Below are 26,109 nucleotides of genomic sequence, written 5' to 3'. Positions count from 1 at the left end.
TCGGTGACCGGCATGCCCGAGCCCAGCTCGCCCACGAAGAAGAGGCCGCCCGGCCGGTCCGCGAAGAGACCGCAGGGGCGGTGCAGGTTGTTCCACTGGCCCTGGTACCGCCCCTTGCCGTCGAAGATCTGCACGCGGTGGTTTTCGCGATCGGCCACGTAGACCATGCCGTCGCGATCGGTCACCAGGTTGTGGGGCAGGTTGAACTGACCGGGATCGGTGCCGGGCTCGCCCCAGGACATCACGTAGGCCCCGTCGGGGGCGTACTTGTGCACGCGGGAGTTGCCGTAGCCGTCGGAGACGAAGAGGTAGCCGCTCCTGGGGCAGATCGCCACGTGGGTGGGCCGGTTGAACGGCTTGCCGCCCTGCAGCTCGGCCGGCCGGTCGGGGTCGCCGATGGTCAGGAGCAGCTTGCCGTCGGGCGTGAACTTCCGCACCGTGTGGTGCAGATCGTCGGTGAGCCAGACCATCTCGTCGGTGTCGATGGTGATGCCGTGCGCCCGCCGGATCACGCCCTCGCCCCACGATCGCAGGAAATTGCCGTCGCGGTCGAAGACGATCACCGGATGCTCGCCGCGGGTGAAGACGAAGGCGCGGTCTTGCTTGTCCACCGCGACCCCGGCGACTTCTCGATACGTCCACCCCTCGGGCAGCCGGCCCCAGCCGTCGATGATCGAGAACTTCATTTCGACTCCTCGATGGCCTGGGCCATGCGCTCGAAGCGCCGCTTGAGCGGGGTCAGACCTTCCTCGTGGGTGATCACGTAGAGACGGTTGGCGTAGATCGCGCGCAGCACCCGCTCCGCGACATGATCGGGTGAGAGGTAGCGCCCGATCAATTCGACCGCGCGGCCCTCCCGCTCGGTCGCGTCGTTGCGGAGGGCGGCCGGGCGGTTGCGCTCGCTCTGCCGAATGGCGGTGTTCACGCCCATCGGGCACAGCACCGAGACGCCGATGTCGTAGCCGCGCAGGTCCTTCTGGAGCGTTTCCGAGAGGCCGACCACCGCGTACTTGGTCGTGTTGTACACGCCGAGGCCCTGCGAGGCGATCAGCCCCGCCATCGACGCGGTGTTGACCACGTGACCGGGCTGCTTCTGGGCCACCATGCGCGGCACGAAGGCCTCCACGCCGTGGATGACGCCCCAGAGGTTCACGCCCATCGCCCACTCCCAGTCCTGGTGGCTGACCGACTCGAGTCCGCCCCACAGGGCCACGCCCGCGTTGTTGCACACCACGTGAACGCCGCCGAATTCCGCGAAGGCGCGCGCGGCGAGCGCTTCGACGTCGGCGAGGCGGCTCACGTCGGTGCGCACCGCGAGCCCACGCTGGCCGGAGCGGTTCACGCCGGCCACCGTCTCGGTCATGCCGGTCTCGTCGAGATCGGCCACCACCACGTCCGCGCCCTCGCGGGCGAAGCGCAGCGCGAGCGCGCGTCCGATTCCACTGGCGCCGCCCGTGACCACCGCGGTTCGGTCCTTCAGGCTGGTGAGAGGCACGGCGCCGAGTGTCGCGCCCGCCATGCAGAGAGTCAAGTGTGTCCGCGGCAGCCCGGTGGTATCCTCTGTTTCGCGATGGACTATCGATTGCCGACGACGGTCGTGCCGTCACGCTACGACATCCGGCTCGAGCCGGATCTCGAGGCCGCCACCTTCGCGGGCGAGGAGACGATCGCGATCGCGGTCTCCGAGCCGGTGAGCGAGATCGTGCTCAACGCGGCCGAGCTGACCGTGCAGAGCGCGAGCGTCACCGTGGCCGACGGCGCGGTGGTGCCGGGCAGCGCGGCGCTCGAGACCGAGCCCGAGCGCGTCCGCCTGCGATTTCCCTCGCCGATCCCGGCGGGGGAGCACCGCCTCACCATCGCGTTCACCGGGACGCTGAACGATCGGCTCCGCGGCTTCTACCGCAGCACCTACACGGACGCGGCCGGCGTCTCGCACATCATCGCGGCGACCCAGTTCGAGGCCACCGACGCGCGACGCTGCTTCCCGTGCTGGGACGAGCCGGCGCTGAAGGCGGTCTTCGCGGCGACCCTCGTCATCCCCGAGGGCCTGGTGGCGGTCTCGAATACCCGGATCGCCGGGGAGACGCCGGTGGGGCCGGGCAAGAAGGCGGTCGCGTTCGCCGACACCATCAAGATGCCCACGTATCTGGTCGCCTTCGTGGTCGGCGAGCTCGAGGCGAGCGAGGCGGTCATGGTGGGGCCGACGCCGCTACGCGTGTGGTGCGTACCCGGCAAGCGGCACCTCACGCGATTCGCGCTGGACATCGGCGCCTTCGCGCTGGACTGGTTCGAGCGCTACTACGGGCTGCCCTACCCGGGTGACAAGCTCGACATGCTCGCGATCCCCGACTTCGCGGCGGGCGCGATGGAGAACCTGGGCGCCATCACCTATCGCGAGACCGCGCTGCTCGTCGACGAAGCCACCGCCTCCCACGCCGAGCGCGAGCGCGTGGCCGACGTGGTGGCGCACGAGATCGCTCACATGTGGTTCGGCGACCTCGTGACCATGCTCTGGTGGAACGGCATCTGGCTGAACGAGGCGTTCGCCACGTTCATGGAGCTGCTCGCGGTCGACGCCTGGAAGCCGGAGTGGAAGCGGTGGACCACCTTCGGGGTCTCGCGGGCCGCCGCGATGGGCGTGGACGGCCTGCAGAACACCCGGCCCATCGAGTTCGAGGTGCGGCACCCGCGCGACTGCGAGGCCATGTTCGACCTGCTCACCTACGAGAAGGGCGCGTCGGTGCTGCGTATGCTCGAGCAGCACCTGAGCGGGGAGGTGTTCCGCGACGGGGTGCGACTCTATCTGGAGCGCCACCGCTTCGGCAACGCCGAGACCACCGATCTGTGGAAGGCCCTCGGCGACGCGTCCCACCTGCCGATCCCGGAGGTGATGAACGGGTGGATCTTCCGCCCCGGCTACCCGCTCGTGATCGCGAGCCCCGAGGCCGGCGGCATCAAGCTCAGCCAGCGCCGCTTCACGTACCTGCCCACCGAGGGCGGGGAGGCCGAGCGGTGGCTGATCCCGGTGCGGGTGCGCGCGTCGGTGAAGCGCGGCTTCGTGGACAAGCCGGTTCTGCTCGGCGGCGAGGATCTCTCGGTGACGCTGCCCGCGCCCCCGGACTGGGTGGTGGTCAACGCGGGCGGTCACGGCTTCTACCGCGTGCAGTACGCGCCGCCGCTGCTCAAGAAGATGGCGGGGGCGCTGAAGAAGCTCGCCCCGATCGAGCGGTTCAACTTGATCAGCGACTGCTTCGCGCTGGCTCAGGCCGGCGCGATGCCCGCGCCGGACTATCTCGATCTCACCGCGCGATTCCTCGAGGAGACCGACCGCAACGTGTGGGCGGCCCTGATCGGCTCCCTGGCCTACGTCAACCGTGCCGTCCGGGACGACCAGCGCGGCGACCTGGAGACGCTGGTGCGTCACCGCGTCGGCGCCGCGGTCGAGCGTCTCGGCTGGGAGCCGCAGCCCGACGAGGACGAGCTGGAGCGGCAGCTTCGCGGCGATCTCCTGCGCGCGCTCGGCACGCTCGGCAACGATCCGGAGACGCAGGAGCGCGCCCGCTCCCTCTACGCCCGCTATCGCGAGGACGAGAGCGCGGTGGACGCCGACGTCCTGCCCGCGCTGATCTCGATCGTGGCCGCCGCGGGAGGCGACACCGAGTACGCGGAATTCCTGCAGCGCTTCAAGTCGGCGCGCACGCCCCAGGAGGAGCAGCGATACCTGTACGCCCTCGCCGGCTTCCGTCAGCCCGAGCTGATCCGCCGGACGCTCGAGAAGACCACCAACGGCGAGGTGCGCAGCCAGGACGCCCCGTTCCTCATGCGGGCGCTGCTGGTGTCCGTCCACAGCCGAGGGCTCGCCTGGGACTACGTCAAGGATACCTGGGAGACGATGGCGCGCCAGTATCCGGGCAGCGCCTACCGGCGGATGTACGAGGGCGTGACCGCCTTGGTCAGCCCGGAGTGGGAGCGCGACGTGCGCGAGTTCTTCCCGGCGCGGAAGATCGTGCTGGGCGGCAAGACGCTCGAGCAGTACCTCGAGCAGCTCCAGATCGCGGTGCGCTTCCAGGAGCGCGAAGGGACGGCGCTCGCCGGGTATCTCGCCAAGCCGCCCCGTGCGCCCCGCCGCTAGGAATTCGCGGCTCCGTTCGCCCGGATCGGGCTAGTCGAAGAGGCTGGTGAAGAACTCCCGCACGCTGGTGCCGAAGGCTCCCGCGCCTTCCTTGGTGCGTTCCCACGCGGTCTTGGCCGCCGGCGCGGCCGCCTGGCCCGCGTCCCCGAACTTCTGGCCGGTGTACTTGGCGCCCTCCACCACCGTGTTGCCGATGCCCTTGGCGGTCTCGCCGGCGCCCTCCAGCACCTTGCCCTGGCCGATCTGATTCGCCCCGCGCTCCACCTGGCGGGTCGCCGCGTTCACCTCGGTGGAGTCGGCCGCCATCAGCGGGCCGGGTTGCACTGCGGCGAACACCAGCGCGGGCAGCATCATCCACACGTTCATCATTCGAACTCCCCCTGGCGAGCTCCTCCTGGGCTCGGTTGGCTTGAAAGCGAATTCATGGTAACACCGAGCCCTGGCCGACGCGTGTGAACCCACGATCCTCCATCGCTTCGAGGAGGCGACCCGATGAAATACGGCGTGTTCCAGTTCTCCACCGACTATGCGATGCGCATCGACGATCTCGCGCGCGAGACCGAGCGCCGCGGGTTCGAGTCGCTCTTCGTGCCCGAGCACACCCACATCCCGGCGAGCCGCAAGAGCCCGTGGCCAGGCGGCACGGATCTGCCGCGCGAGTACTGGCACACCGTCGATCCGTTCGTGGGGCTCGCGGCGGCGGCCGCGGTGACCACGAAGCTCAAGCTCGGCACCGGCATCTGCCTGGTGATCGAGCGCGATCCGATCCTCCTCGCCAAGGAGGTTGCGAGCCTCGACTACCTGTCACGCGGCCGAGTGTTGTTCGGTATCGGCGGAGGCTGGAACGCGGAGGAGATGCAGCATCATGGAGTGGAGTTCGAGAGCCGCTGGAAGGTGCTGCGCGAGCGCATCGCCGCGATGCAGGAAATCTGGACCAAGGACGAGGCCGAGTACCACGGCAAGTTCGTCAACTTCGACCGGATGTGGTCGTATCCGAAGCCGGTCCAGAAGCCGCACCCGCCGATCTTGATGGGCGGCGCCGGCCCACACGCGCGCCAGCGCGCGGTGGACTTCGGCGGCCACTGGCTGCCCATCGGGGGGCGCGCCTACAGCGAGCCGATCGCCGAGACCATCGCGGACCTGAAGGCCCGCGCCGACAAGGCCGGGCAGGATCCGGGCGCGGTCACCGTCTCCATCTTCGGCGCGCCCACCGACGAGGCGCGCCTGGCCGGTCTCCGCGACGCCTCCATCACGCGGGCGATCTTCGGGCTGCCGCCCGCCGGCCGCGATCAGGTCTTGCCGTTGCTCGACAAGTACGCCGCGCTCGCCGCGCGCGTCGGCTGACCTACCCGGTCATCGATATAGCGCCGACGCACGGCCACCGTGCCCTGACCCGCCGACGGGTCGTCTGCGGCCTGGGGGAGTGCGGGGGCCATGTCGGGGCCCCCGCAGCTGAAGAGCTGGAAGAAGTGGCGGGTCGTCTGCGGCTGGGGGAGTGCGGGGGCCATGTCGGGGCCCCCGCAGCTGAAGAGCTTGAAGAAGTGGCGGGTCGTCTGCGGCTGGGGGAGTGCGGGGGTCATGTCGGGGCCCCCGCAGCTGAAGAGCTGGAAGAAGTGGCGGGTCGTCTGCGGCCTGGGGGAGTGCGGGGGCCATGTCGGGGCCCCCGCAGCTGAAGACCAGTCACGGCAATGCGCGCGCGCCGCGCGTCGACAGCGTGAACACCGCCAGCGCCGACAGCCCGGTGAGCGCGATGGCGATCGCGCAGACGTAGATGGCCACGTAGGAGCCCGTGCGGTCGAACAGGATCCCTGACAGCCAGGGGCCGAGCGCGGCGCCCAGGTTGTTGCCGATGCCGAGCAGGCCGAAGATGACGCCGTAGTGGGCCGGCGGCGCGAGGCGGCCCAGCAGCACGGTCACGATGCTGGCGCGCGAGCCCAGCGGCAGGAAGAGGAAGAACACGTAGCCCGCGGCGAGGGCCCAGAGCGGCCGCACCTCCATGCCGAGCAGGCAGAGCATCCCCACCAGCGAGCAGGAGAACGAGAGGAATCCCGCGGTCGGGCCACCGAAGCGATCCGCCACGAGACCGGCGAGCGCCCGCCCGCACCCGGCCAGGATGCCGCCGATGGCCAGCAGCATCGAAGCCTGGGCGACGGTGAATCCACGCGCGGTGAAGTAGAGCGCGTGCTGCGTCGTCGCGAGATAGCCGAATAGCGGCGGCGTCGTGAACATCACGAGCAGGCTCCAGAAGCCGAGCGAGCGGACGATGCTCGAGACGGTGACGGCCGCCTCACCGGGCCGCGCCGCGCCCCAGGCGGACACCGACTGCAGGCGCGTGGGGTGGCTCCGAAGCGCCCAGGGAATCACGCACAGGACGATGGCTGCGTAGCACCAGAACGCCTGCCGCCAGCCCCAGTGGGTGATCACCCACTGCGCGGGCGGGGCCAGGGCGTAGGCGGCCATCGAGCCGCCGAAGGCGATCCCGGTGGCGAGCCCGCGGCGCCTCACGTACGCATCGGCGATGAGGGCGGCGTGGGTCGTCATGCCGGTCAGGCCGAGGCCGATGCCGCCGAGGCCGCCCAGTGCGGCGAGGAACAACGGCAGCGTCGGAGCCAGGCTGCCCAGGATCATCCCGATGGCGACGGCGGCGAGGCCGAGGCTCACCAGCCAGCGGGGATTCCAGCGGGCCACCAGGTAGCCGGCGACCGGGCTCAGCACCGCGCCTCCCACCCAGAGCAGCGAGGCGGCGGACGCGGTGGCCCCGCGCGAGCCGCCGAACTCGGCGAGCAGGGCGGGTAGGAACACCGGGAAGGTATTGGTGAGTCCGGCCACCAGGAGCATGGTCGTGAAGGCAAGCCACAACCGCTGGCTGGCGAGGGACTCCGCCACACGAGTCACCCGAGGGTTGACGCTGGCGGTGGGAGCCGAACGACCGAGGTGGGGGTCGGGCCCGGGGGGCCCGGAGCGAGGCTCAGTCGTCCGCCTCGGCGCGCTTCATGGCCTTGCGGCGCTTCTTGCGCGCCTCGGCCTGCTTGCGCTTCCGCTTGACGGACGGCTTCTCGTAATACGCCCGCTTCTTCATCTCCTTGAAGAGCCCATCCTTCAACATGAGCTTCTTCATGGTTTTGAGCGCAGACTCGACCTGGTTGTCGTGCACCTCGATGCGCATGGAGGCACGGTACTCGGAGGGCGGTCCGCTGTCAATGCCTGACTCGAGCCGTCTATGGTAGGGTACGCCCCGAGTCATGGCCACCGACAACCAGGTGATGCGCACCGCGCGGTTGCGCCACGACCAGGCCGTGGGCCACCTCCATGCCTACGACCTCGCTCCGATCGCGGCCCAGCTGAAGACGGACCACGCCTGAGGGGCACCGCATGGGTGTGCCCGCTCGCCTGCCCCTGGCCCTCGCGCCCACCCCGATCCTCCGGCTCGACCGGTTCTCGCGTCGCCTCGGGATGGACCTCTATGTCAAGCGTGACGACCTGACCGGTCTGCTCGAGTCCGGCAACAAGATCCGCAAGCTCGAGTTCCTGGTGGGTGACGCGCTGGAGCAGGGCGCCGACACCCTGATCGCGGGCGGCACGCCGCAATCCAACGGCTGCCGGGCCGTGGCCGCGGTGGCCGCGCGGCTCGGCCTGCGCGCCCGGCTCGCGGTGCAGGGGCCGCGCTCGCCGGTCTACGACGGCAACCTGCTCCTGGACCGTCTGCTCGGCGCCGAGGTGCGCTACTGCGCCGACGGAGAAACGGTGGCCGACGTGATGACCGCGCTGGCCGAGGACGTGCGCGAGCGGGGCGGACGGCCGTACCTCATTCCGGAGAGCGGCGCCAACGAGATCGGGGCGCTCGGCTATCTCGAGTGCGCGGTGGAGCTGGCCGAGCAGATTCACCACGGGGCGCCGCGCTTCGACTCGGTGGTGATCAGCGCGTTCACCGGCGGCAGCCAGGCGGGCTTGCTGCTGGGCAAGCAGCTCGCGGGCCTGCCCGGCGAGATCGTGGGCGTGCCCATCGCGTCACCGCCCGAGCGGGTGCGCCAGCACGTCGAGCGCACGATGCGTGCGGCCATCCACCGCTACGGCTTCGCCATCGAGGTGCCGAAGGCGGTGCATCTGCTCCAGGGCGATTGGCCGGCCGACCGCGGCGACGTGGCCGACGCCGAGCTCGGCCTGGTCGCGGAGGTCGCGCGCGAGGAAGGCATGGTGCTGGACCCGGTGTACACCGCGCGGGGCTTTCGCGCGCTGGTCTCGACCCTCACGCGCGATCGGAAGGCGCTGGGTCAGCGGGTGTGCTTCATCCACACGGGAGGGCTCTACAGCGTGTTTCCGTTCCGAGAGCGGCTGACCGCTCTGATCGATCGGGCGGCCGAACAATAAGGACTGCTAGATGGTGTAGGTCTTGCCCTGCTCGAGGATGTGGATGCGGGTCGGATCGATGTTCGCCAGCTCCTCCGCCGTCTCCTGATAGAGCTGGGGTTTGATGTGGTAGACCCAGATCGGGATGTCCTGCGGCATCTTGTCGATCTCCTGCCGCAGCATCTCCGGAGTGAGGTGGCCGGAGGCCTTGGCCAGGGTCACCAGCCTGTTCGGGAATGCGGTCTCCACGATCAGCGCCTTGAGCCCGCGCATCTCGCGCGCGACCTGCCAGATTCGCCGGGTCGGGCCGGTGTCGCCGCTGAAGACGAAGCCCGTCTCGCCATCGTGGATCACGAAGCCGGTGGTGGCGACGGTGTGCTCGACCGGCACCGGCGTCACCCAGAGCTGACCCACTCGCGACTCCGCTTCCTCCGGCAGGGTGCGGAATCCGAGCACCGCCTGGTCCGCGGACGGGATGTTGGTGAAGTCGGGCCAGAGCACGTCGTTGAAGGCGTGGGTGCGCAGCGAATCGACCACGGGGGCGATGCTCGAGGCGATGACGCGCCGGTCGGCGGCGACCATCGCCAGGGTGTCGGTCAGGAAGGCGAGGCCCGCGGTGTGATCGAGGTGGGCGTGGGTCAGGAGCGCGTGCTGGATCTCGATCTGCTCGGGCACCGAGAGCGCGCCGCCCACGGTGCCCGCGTCGACCAGGACCCGTTCGTCGACCAGGAAGGCGGAAGGCCGCTGCCCCTGGCCTTCGCTTCCGAACGTCCCGAGCACCTTGATCTTCAATCGGCGCCTTTTGCCTTCACCGAGGCCTCCATGCAGGCGGTGGTTCTCCCGGTCGAACGGTTCGATTCGCAGATCCTAGTTTAGCAGCCGGAACCCGGTCAAGCGGCGGGAATTGGACACACCGGTCGCTCGCAACTTCGCATCCGGCCGGGCAGAATCGACGCACGCGCAGGGCTCAGTCGCAGCTCGCGGTGGTCTGGAAGCGGGCCGAGAACTCCTGCAGCTCGCGGCACGGGTCGACGTGACCCCGGGCGACGGTGGCGTCACCGCGCTGGACCGCAAGGACCACGCTCTTGAGGTAGGCGTATTGGAGCCGGACGGCGTCCGGGTAGCTGTGGCCCCACCCGGTCATGAGCAGCTCGACGCTGGCCACGTAGGCCTCGACCTCGCACTCGTGCTGCCGATCCCGGCAGCGGTCGTCCGTGTGACCCAGGACGAAGTGGGCCAGCTCGTGGCTCAGCACCGCCTGGGCGATGTAGTCCTCGGCCAGCACGGGCCGGTTAACCACGATGGCCCCGGGCCGACCGATGCCGGCCAGGGCGGTGCGGCGCTGGTAGTAGGCGGCAGGATGGCCGGCGTTGATCAGAGCCGGGTCGGACCCGACCTGCACCGACGGCGGCCGGCCCGCGATCTCGCGCGAGGTCAACACGCGCTGTGCCGCCCGCTCGTACTCGTCGACGCGAGCCCGCTCGGCGTCGGAATAGGGCGGGGTCATCCGCGCAGCGCAGCCCGTGAGCGCCAGGGCCAGCACCGTGATGAGAGCCGCGAGCGTCGGCCGGGTTCCGTGCATCCCGTCAAGCATGGCACGGCTGCGTCATTTAAATACCCGGTTGCCCGGTCGGCGACGTGGCGTCCCCTCCGGGGCCTGTGGCATACTTCCGACGTGATCTTTCAGCAAGTTCTCAACGAGGAAGCGGGCTGTCTCTCGTACCTGATCGGCTGCTCGCAGGCCGGCCAGGGCGTGATCGTGGACCCCGCCCGCGACCGGGTGGATGACTACGTGGCCATGGCTCGCAAGAAGGGGCTCACGATCACCGACATCATCGAGACGCACGTCCACGCCGACCACGTCTCGGGCAATCAGGCGCTCTCGGCGAAGACCGGCGCGCGCATCCACATCCATCCGGCGGCCAACGCCGCGTTCGCGCACGACCCGGTGGAGCATGGTCACGAGCTGCGCGTGGGCCGCGTGGCCCTGCAGGTCATCCACACGCCCGGCCACACCCCGGACAGCATCGCGCTGCTCGTGACCGATCTGAGCCGCGGCCGCGAGCCCTGGTTCGTGCTCACCGGCGACACCCTCTTCGTGGGCGACGTGGGCCGCCCGGATTTCGGCGGCGAGCAGGCGGCGGCCCGTCTGTACGCGAGCCTCACCGAGCGGCTCCTGGGTCTGCCCGATAGCGTGGAGGTGTACCCCGCGCACGGCGCCGGCTCGAGCTGCGGGCGGGCCATGTCGAGCAAGACCGCCACGACCATCGGCTTCGAGCGGCGCTTCAACGCCGCGCTGCAGGCGAGCGGGGTCGAGGACTTCGTCCGCAAGCTCATGTCCGGCCTGCCGCCCAAGCCGCCCAACTTCGATCGGATCATCGCGCGCAATCGGGCACAGGCCCTGCCGCCGACCGGCCCGCCGCGTCCGCTCTCGGCCGCGCAGACCCGCGAGGCCGTGGACAAGGGCGCCTACGTGCTCGACGTGCGTAGCCCCGAGGAGTTCGGCGACGCGCACATCCGCGGCGCGATCAACGTGTGGATCGAGAGCCCGCAGTTCGCCAATCGGGTGGGGCTGTTCGTGCCCGCAGAGGCGCCGGTGGCGCTGGTGGTGGCCAGTCCGACCGACCTCGACCGCGCGGTGCAGGGACTCTCGCGCATCGGCCTCGACACGATCGCCGGGCACCTGCAGTGGGGCATGACCGAGTGGAAGAGCCAGGGCCTGCCCGTCGAGCGGGTGCCGCAGATCTCGGTGCACGATCTGGCGACCATGAAGGACGAGCGGGCCGATCTGGTGGTCATCGACGTGCGGGAGCTGTCGGAGTGGGACGAGGGGCACATCGACGGCGCGCTGCACGTGCCCATGTCCGAGGCGCTGGCCCGCAAGGACCTGGTGCCCGACGGCCGCCCCAAGGCGGTGCTGTGCGCGGGCGGGCTGCGCTCGAGCACGGTGATCAGCGCGCTGAGCCGCGCCGGGCTCACCAACTTCCACAATGTCATCGGCGGGATGACCGCCTGGCAGAAGGGCGGCTACAGCACGGTGAAGCGTTGACCGCCGAGCCCTTCGACTATCCGACGATGGCGCGGGCCCTGATCCTCGGCGACAAGGACACGGTGGCCAAGAAGACCCGGGAAGGCCTCGACCTCTGCATGGACCCGAAGGACCTGATCTTCCGCGGGCTCATCCCGGGCATGGACGTGGTCGGCGAGAAATTCCGCCGCAACGAGTACTACGTGCCTCAGGTGCTGCTGTCTGCGCGGGCGATGTACGCGGGCCTCGACCTGCTGAAGCCGCTCATCACGCGGGCGGGCGGAGAGGGCCAGAACCTCGGCGTGGTGGTCATCGGCACCGCGCAGGGGGACCTCCACGACATCGGCAAGAACCTGGTGGCGATGATGCTCGAGGGCGCGGGCTTCAAGGTGGTCAACCTGGGGCGCGACGTCGCGCCCGAGAAGTTCGTGGCCGCAGTGAAGGAGCACGACGCCCAGATCGTCGGCATCTCCGCCCTCATGACCACCACCATGCCCGCGATGAAGCGCACCATCGACGCCCTGGAGAAGGCGGGCCTCCGCGAGCGGGTGAAGGTGATGATCGGCGGCGCGCCGGTCAACCAGGCCTACGCCGACGAGATCGGCGCCGACGGCTACGCCAAGGACTCCACGCTGGCGGTGGTCCGGGCCAAGGAGCTGCTCGGCGTGCCGGTGAACGCCTGATGGCGGCGCGGGCCCTCGGCTGGGAGATCGTCGATCGTGTCCGGGCCGGCGAGCGCCTCGTGTTCGACGGCGGCTACGGCACCGCGCTGTTCGACGCCGGCCTCGGGGACGGTCACTGTCCCGAGCTGTGGAACGACACGCACCCCGACGTCGTCCGCGGCATCCACCGCGGCTACTTCGAGGCGGGCTCGCAGCTGGTCGAGACCAACACCTTCGGGGGCACCGCGCTCAAGCTGCACGAGTACGACGAGCGCTACGGCCACGACATGGGCGCGCGCACCCGCGAGCTGAACGAGAAGGGCGCGCGCCTCGCCCGCTCCGTGTGTCCGGGCGGCGGCTACATCGCGGGCTCCATCGGGCCGACGAGCTACCTGCCGGTGGACTACGGCGTCGGCGAGAACGTGGCGACCGACGAGGAGTACTTCGAGGCGTTCCGGGAGCAGGCCCTGGCCCTCGCCGAGGGCGGGGTGGATTGCTTCGCGGTCGAGACCATGATGTTCCCGCAGGAGGCGATCGCGGCGATCCGGGCCTGCAAGGCGGTCGCGGACCTGCCGGTGTCGGCGACCATGTTCTTCCAGTACGAGGAGCTGCACGACCGCGATCGGACCATGTGGGGCGAGAGCCCGGCCGACGTGGCCCGCCAGCTCATCGACGCGGGGGCGGACGTGGTGGGCATGAACTGCGGGCGCGGACCGGACCGGGCCATCGTGATCATCCGCGAGATGCGCCAGGTCACCGACGTGCCGCTGATCGCGTATCCGAATGCGGGCCTGCCGATCACCACCGGGGGCCGGACGACCTACGAGCTCGGGCCCGAGGCGATGGCCAAGGACTACCCCGCGCTCCTCGACGTCGGCTGCAGCATCGTGGGCGCCTGCTGCGGCTCGGGGCCCGAGCACATCCGCCTGATCGCCGACGTGGTTCGCTCCCGTCGGGCGCGGTGACCGCGGCGCTCTCGGTTCTCTCCTCCGAGCCCGCCGTCCTCGAGGGGCTCCCGCTGTCGATCGACCGCGACGAGGTCCTTCGCTTCCAGGGCTACCAGAAGGGCGTCGACCGGCCGAGTGCCGAGGTGCTGGCGATCTTCGACGAGGCGTTGGCGCTGGGCGAGCGCCTCATGGCGCCGCGTCTGGTGTACCGGGCGGTGGCCGTCACCGGCGGCGCCGCGGACCTGATCGAGGCGGGAGGCGAGACGCTGCACATCCCGCAGATCGGCCGGCTCTGGGGGCCGATCGAGGCGGTGGGCGCGGGCATCTGCACGGTGGGCGACGCCATCGAGACGCGGGTGCGCGATCTCTTCGAGGCGCGCGAGTTCCCGCTCGCGGTGATGCTCGACAGCGTGGGCTCGGCCGCGGCCGAGAGCCTGGCCGAGTACGCGAACGACCTGCTCTGCCAGGTCGCGATCCCCGCGCGGCTCCGCGTCACCAACCGCATCAGTCCCGGATACGCCGGATGGGACACCGCGGAGCAGGCCCGGCTCTTCCGGCTGTGTTCGGGCGCGGGCATCGGGGTGAGCCTCAACGCGGCCTGCTTCATGACTCCCGCCAAGAGCATCAGCTGGCTCGTGGGAGTGGGCCGGGAAGCCCGCGTCGATCATTACTTCACCCAGTGCCGCCGGTGCTGGATGCGGGACTGCGCCTACCGGCGGGCTCCCGCCGCGGTGACCGTGCGGGCGGGGTGAGGCTGGTGATAGGCTGAAGGACTGATGGGCGCCAACGTGATCCTGGTCGGCTTCATGGGGGCGGGGAAGTCGTCGGTGGGGCGGTTGCTGGCCCGTCGGCTGGGCCGCTGCTTCGTCGAGACCGACGACATGATCACCGCCCGCGAGGGGCGATCGATCCCCGAGATCTTCGCCGAGCGCGGCGAGGCTCACTTCCGCGCGCTCGAGGAGGAGACGATGCGGCTCCTCGCGCTCAAGTCGGGCGACGTGATCGCCACCGGCGGCGGACTGTGCTGCCGCGCGGGCCGGCCGGAGGCGCTCAAGGCGCTCGGCACCGTGGTCTGGCTGCGCGGCGACTTCGACGCCCTCTACGAGCGTGCCCGGCGCGCCGGCGAGCGCCCGATGCTGAGCGGCCGCGGACGCGACGACGTCGAGGCCCTCTACCGCGCGCGCGAGCCGTACTATCGCCAGGCCGACGTCACGGTGGACACCACCGGAATCGGGCCCGATCAGGTCGTCGCGCGTGTGGTCCTGGCCCTGCGCGACCGGCTCGCCTCGCCGGCCACCAAGGGCCGCGGCGAGGCGGCCGGGTAGTCGCTATGCCGTCGCCGCTTCTGACCCGCCTCGCCGAGCGGCCGCTGCTGTGCGACGGGGCCATGGGCACGATGCTCTACGCGCGCGGGGTCACCCTCGACGCGTGCTTCGACGTGCTGAACCTGAACGATCCCAAGCTCGTGCAGTCGATTCACTCGGAGTACATCGGGGTGGGCGCCGACGTCATCGAGACGAACACCTTCGGCGCCAACCGCTTCAAGCTCGCGATGCACGGCCTGCAGGCGCGAGTGCGGGAGATCAACCTGCGCGGGGCGAAGCTGGCGCGGGACGTGCGCGAGAGCATGGGCCGCGACGTGCTCGTGCTGGGATCGATCGGGCCGCTCGGCAAGTATCTGACCCCGATCGGCACCATCGAGCCGGCGGAGGCCCGCGACGCCTTTCGCGAGCAGGCCGAGGGGCTCCTCGAGGGCGGAGTCGACGCCTTTCTCATCGAGACCTTCTCCGACCTGACCGAGGTGGGGATGGCGGTCGAGGCGGTGCGCGCGATCTGCGACCTGCCGATCGTCACCCAGCTGGCCTTCACCGACGACGGGGTGACCTTCACCGGCCGTGCGCCCGCCGAGGTGGTGCGGGCGCTGCGCGATCTGCCCATCCAGGCGATCGGGGCCAACTGCTCGGTGGGCTCGAGCGTGCTGTTCGACATCCTCGAGCAGATGCTGCCGGAGACCGGTGCCCTGCCGGTCGCCATCCAGCCCAACGCGGGGCTGCCCAGCCGGGTGGGCGAGCGGCTCATGTACCTGTCCTCGCCCGCCTACATGGCCGACTACGCGGCTCGCATGATCGGCAGCGGCGCGCGGCTGGTGGGCGGCTGCTGCGGGACCACGCCCCAGCACATCCGGGCGATGCGCGAGGCGCTCGATCGCGTGGCCCCGCAGCGGGCCACCGCCCGCGTGGAGCCGGTGCGCCGGGCGCGGCCGGAGCCGGCCGAGCCGAGCGGGCTCGCCACCGCGGCCGCGCCCACGCTGCTGCAGCGCAAGCTCGGCGCCGGCGAGTTCCTGGTCACCGTCGAGCTCGATCCGCCGCGCGGCCACAACATCGAAAAACTGGTGCAGGGCGCCAAGCTGCTCAAGGAGCGGGGCGTCGAGATCGTCGACATCAACGACGGGTCCCTCGGCCGCGTGCGGATGTCCGTGCTCCCCACCGCGATGCTGGTGCACGAGGCCACCGGGCTCGACATCAACATGCATTTCACGTGTCGCGACCGGAACCTGATGGGCATCCAGGCCGATCTCCTGGGCGCCCACGCGGTCAACATCCGCAACATCCTGGCCATGACCGGCGACCCGCCGCGCACCGGCGACTACGTCAACGCGACCGCGGTGTTCGACGTGGACGCCATCGGCCTCATCCGCATCCTGTCCGGCATGAACCGCGGCCTCGACGCCACCGGCGCGTCGATCGGGGAGCCCACGTCGTTCTGCGTGGGGGTCGCGCTCGACCCGGGCGCGGCGGAGCCGACGCGCGAGATGGAGCGGTTCCTGGCCAAGGTCGAGGCGGGTGCCCGCTGGGTGCAGACGCAGCCGCTCTACGATCTGGAGGTGCTGGAGCGGTTCTTCGCGCGCAGCCGCTCCCCGATCCCCTTGCTGGTCGGGCTCATGCCGCTGCACTCCTCGCGCCATGCCGAGTTCCTGCACAACGAGGTGCCCGGGATCACGGTGCCGGACGCCGTCCGGGCCCGTATGAAGGATGCCGGCGAGCGGGGATTGCGCGTCGGGATCGAGATGGCCCAGGAGCTGCTGCGCGACATGCACGCCCGCCACGCGGGCGCCTATCTCATGCCGTCCTTCGGGCGCTTCGAGGTGGTCGCCGAGGTGCTGGACGCGCTGCACTGACATGCCGGCCATGCACGAGATCGGAGCCGCCGAGGCGGCCCGACGTATCCGGTCCGGCGCGCTGTCGCCGTCCAACCTGCTGGCCGCCTGTCTCCGGCGCATCGACGCGGTCGAGTCGGCGGTGGGCGCCTGGGCGCGGCTCGATCGCGACGCGGCCGCACGGGTGGCGGTGCAGCGGGACATCGAGGCCCGCGAGGGCCGCTTCATGGGCCCACTCCACGGCGTGCCGATCGCGCTCAAGGACATCTTCGACGCGGCGGGCGTGCCCACCGCCGGCGGCGCTCCGGCCTGGGCCGTCCGCACGCCGACCACCGACGCGGACTCGGTGGCCCGGCTGCGGGGAGCGGGGGCGGTGCCGATGGGCAAGCTCGCCACTACCCCGTTCGCCTACTTCGATCCGAGCGCCACCCGCAACCCGTGGAATCCCGAGCACACGCCGGGCGGCTCCTCGAGCGGGCCCGCGGCGGCGGTGGCCGCGCGCATGGTGCCGCTGGCCCTCGGCTCGCAGACGATCGGCTCGATCCTGCGGCCCGCCGCGTACTGCGGTGTGGTCGGCTTCAAGCCGACGCATGGCCGGATCAGCGCGAACGGCGTGATGCGATTGGCCGAGAGCCTGGACCACGTGGGGATCTTCGCGCGGACCGTCGAGGACTGCGCGCTGGCCCTCTCGCTGCTCGCGGGCCGCGCCGAGGGCGATCGAGGGGCGCGCGCGGCGGGGGCGGAGGACTACGTCGCCGCGATCGCCGACGCGGCCGCTCCGCGCATCGGCGTCCTCGCCTCCCTGATGGCGCAGGCGACGCCGGGGATGGGCAAGCACCTCGAAGCCGTGATCCAGACCCTCGAGTCCGCCGGGGCCCGGCTCGTCGAGGTGACGCTGCCGCCCTCGTTCCCCGTGCTCGCGGAGGCCGGCACGACCGTGCTGCGCGCGGAGGCGGCCGCCGCCCATGCCGGGCTCTACGCGCGGCACGGAGGCGAGTACCCCCCGCGGATCAAGGAGCTGATCGAGGCGGGCCATCGCGTCGCGGCCACCGAATACCTGGCCGCGCAGGCGGCGCGGCACGCGGCGCGGGCGGATCTCGACGCGGTCGCCGGCCGGTACGACGCCTTGCTGGCCCCGACCATCGGTGCGCCGGCCCCTCGCGGGCTCACGGCCACCGGGGATCCATCCTTCTGCGCGCCGTTCAGCTTCGCGGGCCTGCCGACCCTGGCCCTGCCGACCACGGTCGATGGATCCGGTCTGCCGCTCTCCGCGCAGCTCATCGGCCGGGCGTGGGGCGAATGCCGCGTGCTGGCGGCCGCCGCGTGGTGCGAGCGCGCGATCGCCTTCGACGCGGCGCCGCCGCTCTGAGGGTGACGCGATGAAGATCGGGCGCCTCTTTCCCGACCTGCTGGCCACCCTGGGTCATGCCGCCTCCTCCGAGGCGGGCTTCGCCCGGACCCTGAAGCAGCTCGTGACGCTCTCCGGCGCGCGCGCCGGCGCGCTGCGCGTGCAGCCGCCGGACGCCGCCGCCATCGAGGTCGTGGTCGGGGCCCGTCGCGGCTCGCCGCTCGAGCGGTGGCTGCGCAAGCGCCTCGACCAGCTGCCTCGGGGGTTGGGCCTCGAGAAGCTGTCGGAGTCACCGCCCGGGCTGCGCGTGCGCGACGCCACCGCGCTGTCCGCCGTGCTGGGCGACTCCGCGCGCCCGGCCGGCCAGCTGGTGCTGGTGGGGCCGGGCGGCTCGCGCGGGCTCAACCGGGAGACGATGCCGCGCAGCTTCGCGCGGGAGTTCGGTCACGCGCTGGAGCACGTGTGGCGGCTCCATCGGCGCACTCTGCGGCTCGAGGTCATCAACCGGGTGACCGCGCTCACCGTCACCCCGCTCCCGCTGGACCGGATCTACGAGAAGATGGCGGAGGCGGTGGACCGGCTCATCCGCTTCGACGGCCTCACGGTCGCCCTGCTCGACCGGGAGCGCGGGGAGATCCGGGTGCTCGACATCGCGGTGCGCACCTCGTCCGACGTGTTCGATTTCCGGATTCCGGTCGCGGGCACCCTGGTGGATTCGGTGGCCAGCCAGCAGTCGCCCCGTCGGATCGACGACGCGAGCACGGACCCGTCGCTGTCCCCGGTGAGCCGGGATCTGCTCTCGCGCCGCGGGTTCCGGTCCATGATCGTGGCCCCGCTGCTCTCCCAGGGTCAGGTCATCGGCACGCTCAACGTCACGCACCGGCAGCCCGGCGCCTTCACCGACGCCGACGTGGAGGTGCTGGTGGAGGTGGCGCGCCCCCTCGCCTCCGCCATCGAGCACACCCGGCTGCACGCCGAGACCCTGCGTCGGGCCGAGGAGCTGGCCGCGCTCAACCGCACCAGCCAGCTCATCACCGCCCGGCTCGACCTGCCGTCGGTGCTGGAGACCATCAGCCGCTCGGTGACCGCGCTGATGGGCAGTACCGGCTGTGGCATCGGCCTCATGAACGCCGGGGGCGACCGCATCGAACACGCCGCCGCGCACGGCTTCCGGACCGTGGAGTGGCGGAATCTCTCGGTGCCGGTGGGCGAGGGCATCATCGGCCTGGCCGCCTCCACCGGACGCACCGTGCGCGCGGACGATCTCCACCAGGATCCGCGATCGGCTCGTCGGGACGTCGACGAGAAAGAGGGTATTCGCGCGTTGCTGAGCGTGCCGCTGCGGGTGGGCGGACAGATCATCGGCGTCATCTCGGCCTTCTCGACCGCGCCGGGGGCCTTCGGCGATCGCCACCAGACCTTGCTGGAGAGCTTCGCGGACCAGGCGGGCATCGCGATCCAGAACGCCCGGCTCTTCGAGGAGACGCAGCGGCGCGCCCGCGAGACGCAGGCCCTGCTGCGCGCGGGTCACGCGGTGAACCAGAGCCTGGAGGTGGGCGAGACGGTGGGGCTCATCCTGCACCAGGCCCGCGAGGTGCTGGAAGTGCAGTCGTGCGGGCTATTCACGCTCGACGCGGCGAGCGGCCAGCTCATCGCCACCGCCAGTCTCGATCTCCCGCCCGAGGACCTCGCGGCGATCCGTCTCCGGGTCGGCGAGGGGATCACCGGGGTGGCGGTGAAGGAGCGCCGGCCGGTGCAGACCACCGACCTCTACCGCGACCCGCGGGTGGCCTATCCGCAGTCCGGGCTGCGCTCGATGCTGGCCGCGCCGCTGATCGTGGGTGATCAGGCGATCGGGGCGCTCACCGTGCTGCGCACCGACGTCCACCACTTCACCGCCGAGGAGGAATCGCTCGTGTCCGCCTTCGCCGATCAGGCCGCCATGGCCCTGGAGCACGCGCGCCTCTTCAGCTCGGTCCGCACCTACTCCGAGCGCCTGGAAGCGATGGTGGAGGCGCGGACCCACGAGCTGGACGAGGAGAAGCGCTTCGTGGAAGTCGTGCTGGAGACGATGCCGCTCGGCCTCTTCGTCCTCGACGCCGAGCTGCGCGTGATCAGCGTGAACCGCGAGGGCGCGGCGCTCGTTCCGGTGGAGCCCGCGGCCCGGCGCCCGTTCGCGGACCTCATGCCCCCCGCCAAGGTGGAAGGGGTCCGCGCGTTCCTGGAATCGGCGGTGACCGCGCGAGCGGTGCGGCACCTCGAGCAGGAGCTGGCCGCCGGGGGCGAGACCTTGACCGTTCGCCTGACCGCCACGCCGCTGCGGGCGCCGCGGGCCACCCATCTGCTGGTGCTGGTCGAGGACATCACGCTGCCCAAGCGGCTGGAGCGGCAGATGCTGCTGACCGAGCGGCTCACCACCGCGGGCCGCCTGGCCGCCGGCGTGGCCCACGAGCTGAACAACCCGCTCGCCACCATCGCGGGCTGCGCGGAGGCGCTGAAGGAACGGGCGGACGATCCCAGCCTGCAGGGCCTGAACGCGTTCAAGGACTTTCCCGGCTATCTCTCCCTGATCGAGGAGGAGGCCTTCCGCTGCAAGGAGATCACCGGGAGCCTGCTCCACTTCATGCGCGACCCGGGCAGCCGGCGCGCCCCGACCGACCTCAACGTGCTGGTGGACAAGGTCCTGGAGCTGATCGGGCACCAGCCGCGCTACGCGCACAGCCGGTTTCTCCGTCGGCTGGATCCGGAGATGCCCGACGTGGTCGCCAACGACGGCCAGCTGCGTCAGGTGTTCCTCGGCCTGGTCAGCAACGCGCTCGACGCGATGGACGGGCGCGGGACCTTGACGATCGCGACCCGCCGGCGGAACGCGCGCGAGGTCGAGGTCGCCTTCGCGGACGAAGGCCCCGGCATTCCCGATCACATCCTGCCGCGGGTGTTCGATCCCTTCTTCACCACCAAGCCCCCCGGGCAAGGCACCGGTCTCGGCCTCGCCATCGCGCAAGGCATCGTGGCCGATCACGACGGCCGCTTCGAGGTGGACACCCGCGTCGGGGCCGGCACCACCTTCCGGGTCATCCTGCCCGTCCACCCCGACGCCCACCCGGCCCGGCCATGACCGCTCCGATCCGGGTGCTGGTGGCCGACGACGAGAAGAACCTGCGCGAGCTGCTGGTGCGCGAGCTGGGACGGAAGGGGCACGCCGCGGTCGGCGTCGCGGACGGACGGGCCGCGCTGGATCGGCTGCGCGAGGAAGCGCCCGAGGTCCTGCTGCTCGACATGAAGATGCCGAACGTGGAAGGGATCGACGTGCTGCGGGAGCTGCAGGGCTTCCCGGAGCCGCCCCAGGTCATCGTCATGACCGGCTTCCAGGACGTGACCACCGCGGTCGAGGCGATGAAGCTGGGGGCCTACGACTACCTCACCAAGCCCGCCCGCATCGAGGAGCTGGACATCCTGATCCGCAAGGCGGCCGAGAAGGGCCGGCTCGTGCGGCAGAACGTGGTGATGCGCGGCCAGCTCGAGGAGCCCGGCTACCAGAGCCTCATCACCGGCAGCCCCCGGATGGACGAGGTGCTGCACCTCATCGACCGCGTGGCTCCTACCGACTCGTCGGTGCTGGTGCTGGGCGAGAGCGGCACCGGCAAGGAGCTGGTGGCGCGCGCCATCCACGACCGCTCGGCGCGGGCTCAGCAGGCCTTCGTGCCGATCCACTGCGGGGCGCTCGCGCGCGAGGTGCTGGAGAGCGAGCTGTTCGGCCACGAGAAGGGCGCCTTCACCGGCGCGGTGGCCACCAAGGCGGGCCTGATCGAGCTGGCCGACGGCGGCACCCTGTTCCTCGACGAGATCGGGGAGATGGAGCCGGAGAGCCAGGTGAAGTTGCTCCGGGTGCTCGAGTCGTACGCCTTCTTCCGGGTCGGCGGCACGCGGCGGCGCACGGTGGACATGCGGCTGGTCGCCGCCACCAACCGCGACCTCGCGGAGGCGATCAAGACCGGGGAGTTCCGGCAGGACCTCTTCTACCGCATCAACACCATCACGATCACCCTGCCGCCCCTGCGCGAGCGGCCCGAGGACATCCGCCGACTCGCCGAGCACTTCCTCGAGCAGAACGCCACCTACGGGCGGAAGCGTCTCTCCGACTCCGCGATGGATTGCCTCGAGCGCTACCGCTGGCCCGGCAACGTCCGCGAGCTGCAGCACGCGGTGCAGCGGGCGGTGATCCTCTCGCAGGGCGACCTCATCCAGCCCACCGACCTGCCCGAGGAGGTGCGGGGCGGCCGGCCGTCCGCCGCCTCGCCGGGCGGCAGCCTCGAGGACATGGAGCGCCAGCACATCATCTCCACCCTGCGCAGCGTCAGCGGTCACCGCGCGAAGGCGGCCACCGTGCTGCGGATCGACCCGAAGACGCTCTACCGCAAGATCCAGGCGTACGGGATCACGCCCGAGCACTATCGCTAGGCGCGGCGGGTGGGCGGCGCGAGATCTTCCGGGCGCGGCGGGCGAAACGTCAGGTCGAAGGCCAGCCAGCATAGCTTGGAGAACGGGTAGAAGAAGATCGGCGCCGCGATCATGCCCGCGATGCCGACGTAGTAGAGGGTGTCCCAGGGCGGATGCGGCCAGGTCCAGATCAGGAACAGGGTCAGGCCGACCGCGAACACCGACTCCGCGAAGGCCATGTTGAACACGATCGCGCCCAGGAAGTAGTCGGGCTCGCCGCGATCGAGGCGCAGCCGGCAGCGCGGGCATGCGGGGCGCACGGCGAACCAGCGCACCGTCACCGGGCCGGCGCCACAATTCGGGCACCGGAGCCGCAGGGCGCGAGCCGTCCTCATCACCAGGTTGGCCATCGGCGAGCAGTATAGCCACGTGGCGCGTGCCGTCGCTCCATGGCGGGTGCCGTCTCGCCGCCGCACCCGCACTTGCGCGCGAGGCCGCCATAAATTGTCGACCGGTCCGGGCAGAACGCCCGGCTCCGCGCGGCCCGCGTCGTCGGCTCCGGCCAGAATCTCGTGTTATTTCGCAGGTTCCCGCAACGGGAGCGGCGTGGCACACGCCTTGTACCCATGGCCACGGTTCGAGACGCTCACATCAAAGGGGGAGACATGATTCGCGTACTGACGATTGACGGAAACCGGAGCCGGGCGCAGGCCCTGGCCATGGAGTGTCTGGAGCACGGGGTCGCGGTGCGCATGGCGGAGACGCTGTGCGAGGGCGTGCGCTACCTCGTCGACGCCCCGGTGTCGATGGTGCTGGCCGAGGCCGGGATGCTGCGCATGGCCGGCCCCGATCGGGCGCGGCTGTTCGAGCAGGTCGCGCCGGGCGTGCCGGTGGTGCTGACGGTGGACGCGGGCGCGCGAGTGGAGGATCTGGTCGACCTGAAGCTGCAGGGGTTCCACGTGGTGAGCCGGCCCTTCGCGCTGCGAGACCTGCTGGCGAAGACGGAGCTGCCGAGCAAGGCCGCGCCAATGAGCCGGGACACTCGCGCCCAGGTCGAAGCGGTCTGCGGATAGTCACCGCCGCGCCGTCTCGCGAGCGCGGTTCCCGCCGCGTGGCGCACGTCCGGGTCTTGATGTAGACTATGGCCCGATGCGTCGCCGCCGGCGGCGCCCTCGCCTCCGATATTGGCTCTTCCGAGTATTGGGGCGCGTACGGAGCGGAAGAGTGACCGAAGGAGAATCACATGGCTGCGAAACTCTACGTGGGCGGTCTGTCCTATTCCACGACGAGCGAGACGCTGCGGGAGTACTTCGCCCAGTGCGGCACCGTCGAGTCGGCCTCCGTGATCACTGACAAGTTCTCGGGTCAGTCCCGCGGTTTTGGATTCGTCGAGATGGCCACCGCCGAGGAGGCGCAGCGAGCCATCTCCGAGCTGAACGGCAAGGATCTGGACGGACGCAAGATCACCGTGAACGTCTCGAATCCCCGCACTCCGGGCTCGGGTGGTGGACGTGGCCCCGGCGGTCCGCGCGGCGGCGGACGCGGACCGGGCGGCCCGCGCGGTGGAGGCGGAGACCGCGGCGCCTACGGGGTGCCGCCCTCCAAGAAGCCGTTCCGCTGGTAGGCACTCCGAGCGTTTGAGCCCGAGGGCGCGGTGCGATCACCGCGCCCCTTCGCTTTGTCTCGAGGCGGTCGCTAGAAGATCCGCTCGTAGCGGCCGTAGTCGTGGGCCGCGTCCATGAACCACTTCACGATCTCGGGATTCGACCGCGGGGGGATCTCGCACGACGTCGAGAGGATGAAGCCGGAGTGCCGCGCCGCGGTGTCGATGCAGCGGCGGACCTCCGCCTCGATCTGCGCGTGGGTCGCCTTCTCGAACATGGTGGCGTCCACGTTGCCGATCGCGACCGCGCGCCCCTTGGCCACCTGCATGAAGCGCTCGAGCTGGTCCACGTGCAGGGCCGGGTCGCTCTGCTGGTCCAGATCGAAGGAGACGGTGGTGAAGCCGCACCCGATCAGGTCCTCGAAGATCGGGTAGGTCACCCCGCAGATGTGGGTGGTGACCCCCACCTTCTTGGCCTTGAAGTAGTCCACCAGCTCCTTGTGGTACGGGGCGATGAACTCGCGGTAGTTGTCCGGCGAGATCAGGCTGATCGAGGCGGTCGGCTCCGAGAACGACAGCCCGATGCGGGTCTTCACGATCGCGTCGCCCCAGATCTTGCAAAAGTCGGTCGAGATCCGCATGAGGTCGTGGATGAACTGCGGATCCTCGAAGGTATCGAGCAGCATCATCTCGGGATTGCGGAGCAGCATGGCGATCGTCCACGGACCGACCGCGACCGCGCCGGTGGCGGTGGGCGGCGCCGCCTTCACCAGGGCCTCGCACTGCTCGAGGAATCCGGGCAGGCGCGCGGTCTTGTACGGATCCGGCATCTGAAGCTTGGCCAGGCTCGCCTTGTCCTCGAGCAGGTGGGTCTCGATCGAGGGCACCACGTAGTCCGAGTACTTCACCCCGCAGCCGAAGGCCTCCGCCTCCTTGGCCAGATCGTTGTAGGCGAGCACCACGTCGGGCTGGTAGCGCTCGTAGTAGTTCATCATCGCGGTGATGGCCCGCGTCGGGTTGGTGCAGTACTCCTCGATGCTGAGCCCGTCGAGCGTGCCCGCGAACGACGCCACGATCGGGTAGACGGGCACCCGATCCGAGAACGAGCGCTTGTAGGCGGCCACGACCCGGTCGCGATTGATCAGGCTCGTCTTGCCCTTCTCGGCGTCCCAGAGCCGGTTCACCTCCATGTAGCGCGGTGGCAGCTTGGCCTCGTAATCCATGAACTGGGTGATCGGGTAGCGGATGCCGCCCTGATGGGTGCCGCGCAGGCCCTCGACGATCTCCTCCATCCGCGCCCACGGAATGGAGAACGCCATCTCGTGGTCCTGGGTCTGGCCGAAGATGCGATCGCCCGAGCAGGGCAGGATCACCTGCGGCTCGCCCGTCTTCATGGTGGTGACCACGATGTCCGCGCACACCGCGCGCCCTTCGAAGGAGGAGGTCAGCCGCCCGCCCCGCTTCCACAGCGCGGCCTGGGTGAGCCGCATCACCTGGGCCGGATTGGCGTAGACGCAGACCACGTGCGGCTCGAAGGTCGCGCGCTCGAGCGGGGCTACCAGCAGGCAGTGGTACTCGCCGGGCGCGAACTTGTCGATCGCGGCCTCCGATCGCTGGCCGGCCTGCTTGGTCTCGGTGTACATGCCCTCGCAGAGCGTGCCCACGTTGTAGATGGGCAGGGGCTTGTCGAAGCCGATGGCGGTGATGCCGAGCGAGCAGATGTGGTCCTCGCGGGTCAGCGCGATGGTCCAGCCGTAGCGTCGGGCCATGTCGATGACCTGGCAGCTCATGCTGAGCTTCTTGAAATCGCGGGCGGGACGGCGGGCCCGCTCCGGGATCTCCTCGCCCGGCTTCAGCATTCGGATCGCCACCGGGAACGTCTGCGGCCGCAGGTACGTCTGCAGCTCGCGGTCCGCCGTCGTCACATCGATCATGTGCGTCTCCTTGTCACGGAGGCTACGGGGGGGTGTTCGGCTTGTCAAGGGAACCGGCCCGCTTCCGCTACAATAGCGGCCCGATGGCGCGATACCGGATCATCCAGTGGCGTGACTTGCCGTCGCTCGTGGAGGCCGAGGACGGGGGCCCGACGGTGCGGGTGCCGCTCTCGCAGCGCTTCCAGGATCTGATCGACGCGGTCGCGATGCGGGAAGGGGCCACCGAGACCGACGCCTACCTGGAAGGCTGGGCGCCCGGCCCGGAGAGCGAGCGGCCGGGCGGCGCGGAGGCGGTGGCCCGGCAGGTCGCCGACGAGCTCGAGGCCGGCTTCCCCGAGCTCGTGCTGCGCCGGTTCGCCGGTCCGCCCCGCTAGGCGCGGCACCCCGTCCGGCGCCGACAGGCCCGCCGCGGCCCCGCCGGGCTATAATCCGCCCAGCCAATGAAGGCCGCGGAGCTGGTGCTTGCCTGCTTCTTGCTGTTCGGGGCGTGCCTGGTCTGGCCCCTGCTCTC

Annotated in this window: 24 protein-coding genes; 15 read left to right on the top strand and 9 right to left on the bottom strand. The window is 70.6% G+C overall.

What is annotated here, in order from left to right:
- A partial coding sequence (locus tag VKN16_18395) for a peptidyl-alpha-hydroxyglycine alpha-amidating lyase family protein (protein ID HME96182.1) occupies window positions 1–686 on the bottom strand: 686 nt, incomplete at its 3' end.
- Window positions 683–1,495 (bottom strand): SDR family NAD(P)-dependent oxidoreductase, encoded by an 813-nt coding sequence (locus VKN16_18390; protein HME96181.1) that lies wholly within the window; start codon window positions 1,493–1,495, stop codon window positions 683–685. The genes VKN16_18395 and VKN16_18390, both read right to left, overlap by 4 nt.
- 75 nt (window positions 1,496–1,570) lie before the next feature.
- Between VKN16_18390 and VKN16_18385 the strand changes: the two genes are divergently transcribed.
- Entirely contained in the window at window positions 1,571–4,132 is a 2,562-nt protein-coding gene (locus VKN16_18385) for a M1 family metallopeptidase (GenBank protein HME96180.1), read from the top strand.
- A 30-nt stretch (window positions 4,133–4,162) separates the two neighbouring features.
- On the opposite strand, the gene VKN16_18380 is transcribed toward VKN16_18385, so the two are convergent.
- Window positions 4,163–4,501, bottom strand: a complete 339-nt coding sequence (locus VKN16_18380) for a hypothetical protein (GenBank protein HME96179.1) — start codon at window positions 4,499–4,501, stop codon at window positions 4,163–4,165.
- A gap of 123 nt (window positions 4,502–4,624) precedes the next feature.
- Between VKN16_18380 and VKN16_18375 the strand changes: the two genes are divergently transcribed.
- Window positions 4,625–5,476: an LLM class F420-dependent oxidoreductase gene (locus VKN16_18375; GenBank protein ID HME96178.1), complete on the top strand. Its 852-nt coding sequence runs from the start codon at window positions 4,625–4,627 to the stop codon at window positions 5,474–5,476.
- A gap of 336 nt (window positions 5,477–5,812) precedes the next feature.
- Here VKN16_18375 and VKN16_18370 read toward each other — a convergent pair whose 3' ends face one another.
- Both VKN16_18370 and rpsU read right to left on the bottom strand, forming a co-directional pair.
- Complete coding sequence (locus VKN16_18370; GenBank protein HME96177.1) at window positions 5,813–7,018, bottom strand: MFS transporter; 1,206 nt, start codon at window positions 7,016–7,018, stop codon at window positions 5,813–5,815.
- Window positions 7,019–7,100: 82 nt separating this feature from the next.
- Window positions 7,101–7,298 (bottom strand): 30S ribosomal protein S21, encoded by a 198-nt coding sequence (gene rpsU, locus VKN16_18365; GenBank protein ID HME96176.1) that lies wholly within the window; start codon window positions 7,296–7,298, stop codon window positions 7,101–7,103.
- Window positions 7,299–7,504: 206 nt separating this feature from the next.
- Here rpsU and VKN16_18360 point away from each other — a divergent pair, with 206 nt between their 5' ends.
- Window positions 7,505–8,500, top strand: coding sequence for a pyridoxal-phosphate dependent enzyme (locus tag VKN16_18360; GenBank protein HME96175.1), 996 nt, complete (start codon window positions 7,505–7,507; stop codon window positions 8,498–8,500).
- Between the two features lie 6 nt (window positions 8,501–8,506).
- Here VKN16_18360 and VKN16_18355 read toward each other — a convergent pair whose 3' ends face one another.
- Together VKN16_18355 and VKN16_18350 are read right to left on the bottom strand one after the other, a co-directional pair.
- Window positions 8,507–9,271 carry a 3',5'-cyclic-nucleotide phosphodiesterase gene (locus VKN16_18355; protein ID HME96174.1) on the bottom strand — a complete coding sequence of 255 codons (765 nt, stop codon included), beginning with the start codon at window positions 9,269–9,271 and terminating at the stop codon, window positions 8,507–8,509.
- A gap of 175 nt (window positions 9,272–9,446) precedes the next feature.
- Entirely contained in the window at window positions 9,447–10,073 is a 627-nt protein-coding gene (locus tag VKN16_18350; protein ID HME96173.1) for a hypothetical protein, read from the bottom strand.
- Window positions 10,074–10,154: 81 nt separating this feature from the next.
- Between VKN16_18350 and VKN16_18345 the strand changes: the two genes are divergently transcribed.
- The 9 genes from VKN16_18345 to VKN16_18305 are packed head-to-tail and all read left to right on the top strand — an operon-like array spanning window position 10,155 to window position 22,082.
- Complete coding sequence (locus VKN16_18345; GenBank protein ID HME96172.1) at window positions 10,155–11,528, top strand: rhodanese-like domain-containing protein; 1,374 nt, start codon at window positions 10,155–10,157, stop codon at window positions 11,526–11,528.
- Window positions 11,525–12,190 carry a corrinoid protein gene (locus tag VKN16_18340; protein ID HME96171.1) on the top strand — a complete coding sequence of 222 codons (666 nt, stop codon included), beginning with the start codon at window positions 11,525–11,527 and terminating at the stop codon, window positions 12,188–12,190. Before VKN16_18345 ends, VKN16_18340 begins: the two co-directional genes overlap by 4 nt.
- The gene (locus VKN16_18335; GenBank protein HME96170.1) at window positions 12,190–13,134 is read left to right on the top strand and encodes a homocysteine S-methyltransferase family protein; all 945 of its coding nucleotides are present in this window, start codon (window positions 12,190–12,192) and stop codon (window positions 13,132–13,134) included. Before VKN16_18340 ends, VKN16_18335 begins: the two co-directional genes overlap by 1 nt.
- A complete protein-coding gene (locus VKN16_18330; GenBank protein HME96169.1) occupies window positions 13,131–13,868 on the top strand; it encodes a hypothetical protein in 738 nt (245 codons plus the stop codon). The genes VKN16_18335 and VKN16_18330 overlap by 4 nt, the downstream gene beginning before the upstream one ends.
- A gap of 24 nt (window positions 13,869–13,892) precedes the next feature.
- Complete coding sequence (locus tag VKN16_18325) at window positions 13,893–14,441, top strand: shikimate kinase (protein HME96168.1); 549 nt, start codon at window positions 13,893–13,895, stop codon at window positions 14,439–14,441.
- Window positions 14,442–14,446: 5 nt separating this feature from the next.
- Complete coding sequence (locus tag VKN16_18320) at window positions 14,447–16,294, top strand: bifunctional homocysteine S-methyltransferase/methylenetetrahydrofolate reductase (GenBank protein ID HME96167.1); 1,848 nt, start codon at window positions 14,447–14,449, stop codon at window positions 16,292–16,294.
- 10 nt (window positions 16,295–16,304) lie between these two features.
- Entirely contained in the window at window positions 16,305–17,642 is a 1,338-nt protein-coding gene (locus VKN16_18315; GenBank protein ID HME96166.1) for an amidase, read from the top strand.
- 10 nt (window positions 17,643–17,652) lie between these two features.
- Window positions 17,653–20,739 (top strand): GAF domain-containing protein, encoded by a 3,087-nt coding sequence (locus VKN16_18310; protein ID HME96165.1) that lies wholly within the window; start codon window positions 17,653–17,655, stop codon window positions 20,737–20,739.
- Window positions 20,736–22,082, top strand: a complete 1,347-nt coding sequence (locus VKN16_18305; protein HME96164.1) for a sigma-54 dependent transcriptional regulator — start codon at window positions 20,736–20,738, stop codon at window positions 22,080–22,082. The genes VKN16_18310 and VKN16_18305 overlap by 4 nt, the downstream gene beginning before the upstream one ends.
- Here the strand turns inward: VKN16_18305 and VKN16_18300 are convergent.
- Entirely contained in the window at window positions 22,079–22,471 is a 393-nt protein-coding gene (locus VKN16_18300; protein HME96163.1) for a DUF983 domain-containing protein, read from the bottom strand. The two genes, VKN16_18305 and VKN16_18300, sit on opposite strands and share 4 nt — an antisense overlap.
- A gap of 255 nt (window positions 22,472–22,726) precedes the next feature.
- Here VKN16_18300 and VKN16_18295 point away from each other — a divergent pair, with 255 nt between their 5' ends.
- Together VKN16_18295 and VKN16_18290 are read left to right on the top strand one after the other, a co-directional pair.
- Window positions 22,727–23,134: a hypothetical protein gene (locus tag VKN16_18295; protein HME96162.1), complete on the top strand. Its 408-nt coding sequence runs from the start codon at window positions 22,727–22,729 to the stop codon at window positions 23,132–23,134.
- 170 nt (window positions 23,135–23,304) lie between these two features.
- A complete protein-coding gene (locus VKN16_18290; GenBank protein HME96161.1) occupies window positions 23,305–23,685 on the top strand; it encodes an RNA-binding protein in 381 nt (126 codons plus the stop codon).
- Window positions 23,686–23,756: 71 nt separating this feature from the next.
- Here VKN16_18290 and VKN16_18285 read toward each other — a convergent pair whose 3' ends face one another.
- The gene (locus VKN16_18285; protein ID HME96160.1) at window positions 23,757–25,598 is read right to left on the bottom strand and encodes a DUF169 domain-containing protein; all 1,842 of its coding nucleotides are present in this window, start codon (window positions 25,596–25,598) and stop codon (window positions 23,757–23,759) included.
- Window positions 25,599–25,681: 83 nt separating this feature from the next.
- Here VKN16_18285 and VKN16_18280 point away from each other — a divergent pair, with 83 nt between their 5' ends.
- A complete protein-coding gene (locus VKN16_18280) occupies window positions 25,682–25,972 on the top strand; it encodes a virulence factor (GenBank protein ID HME96159.1) in 291 nt (96 codons plus the stop codon).
- Window positions 25,973–26,109 lie beyond the last annotated feature (137 nt).

It is taken from the genome of Candidatus Methylomirabilota bacterium (assembly GCA_035315345.1).
Taxonomy (GTDB): Bacteria; Methylomirabilota; Methylomirabilia; order Rokubacteriales; family CSP1-6; genus CAMLFJ01.
This window is presented reverse-complemented; position numbering and strand designations above follow the sequence as displayed.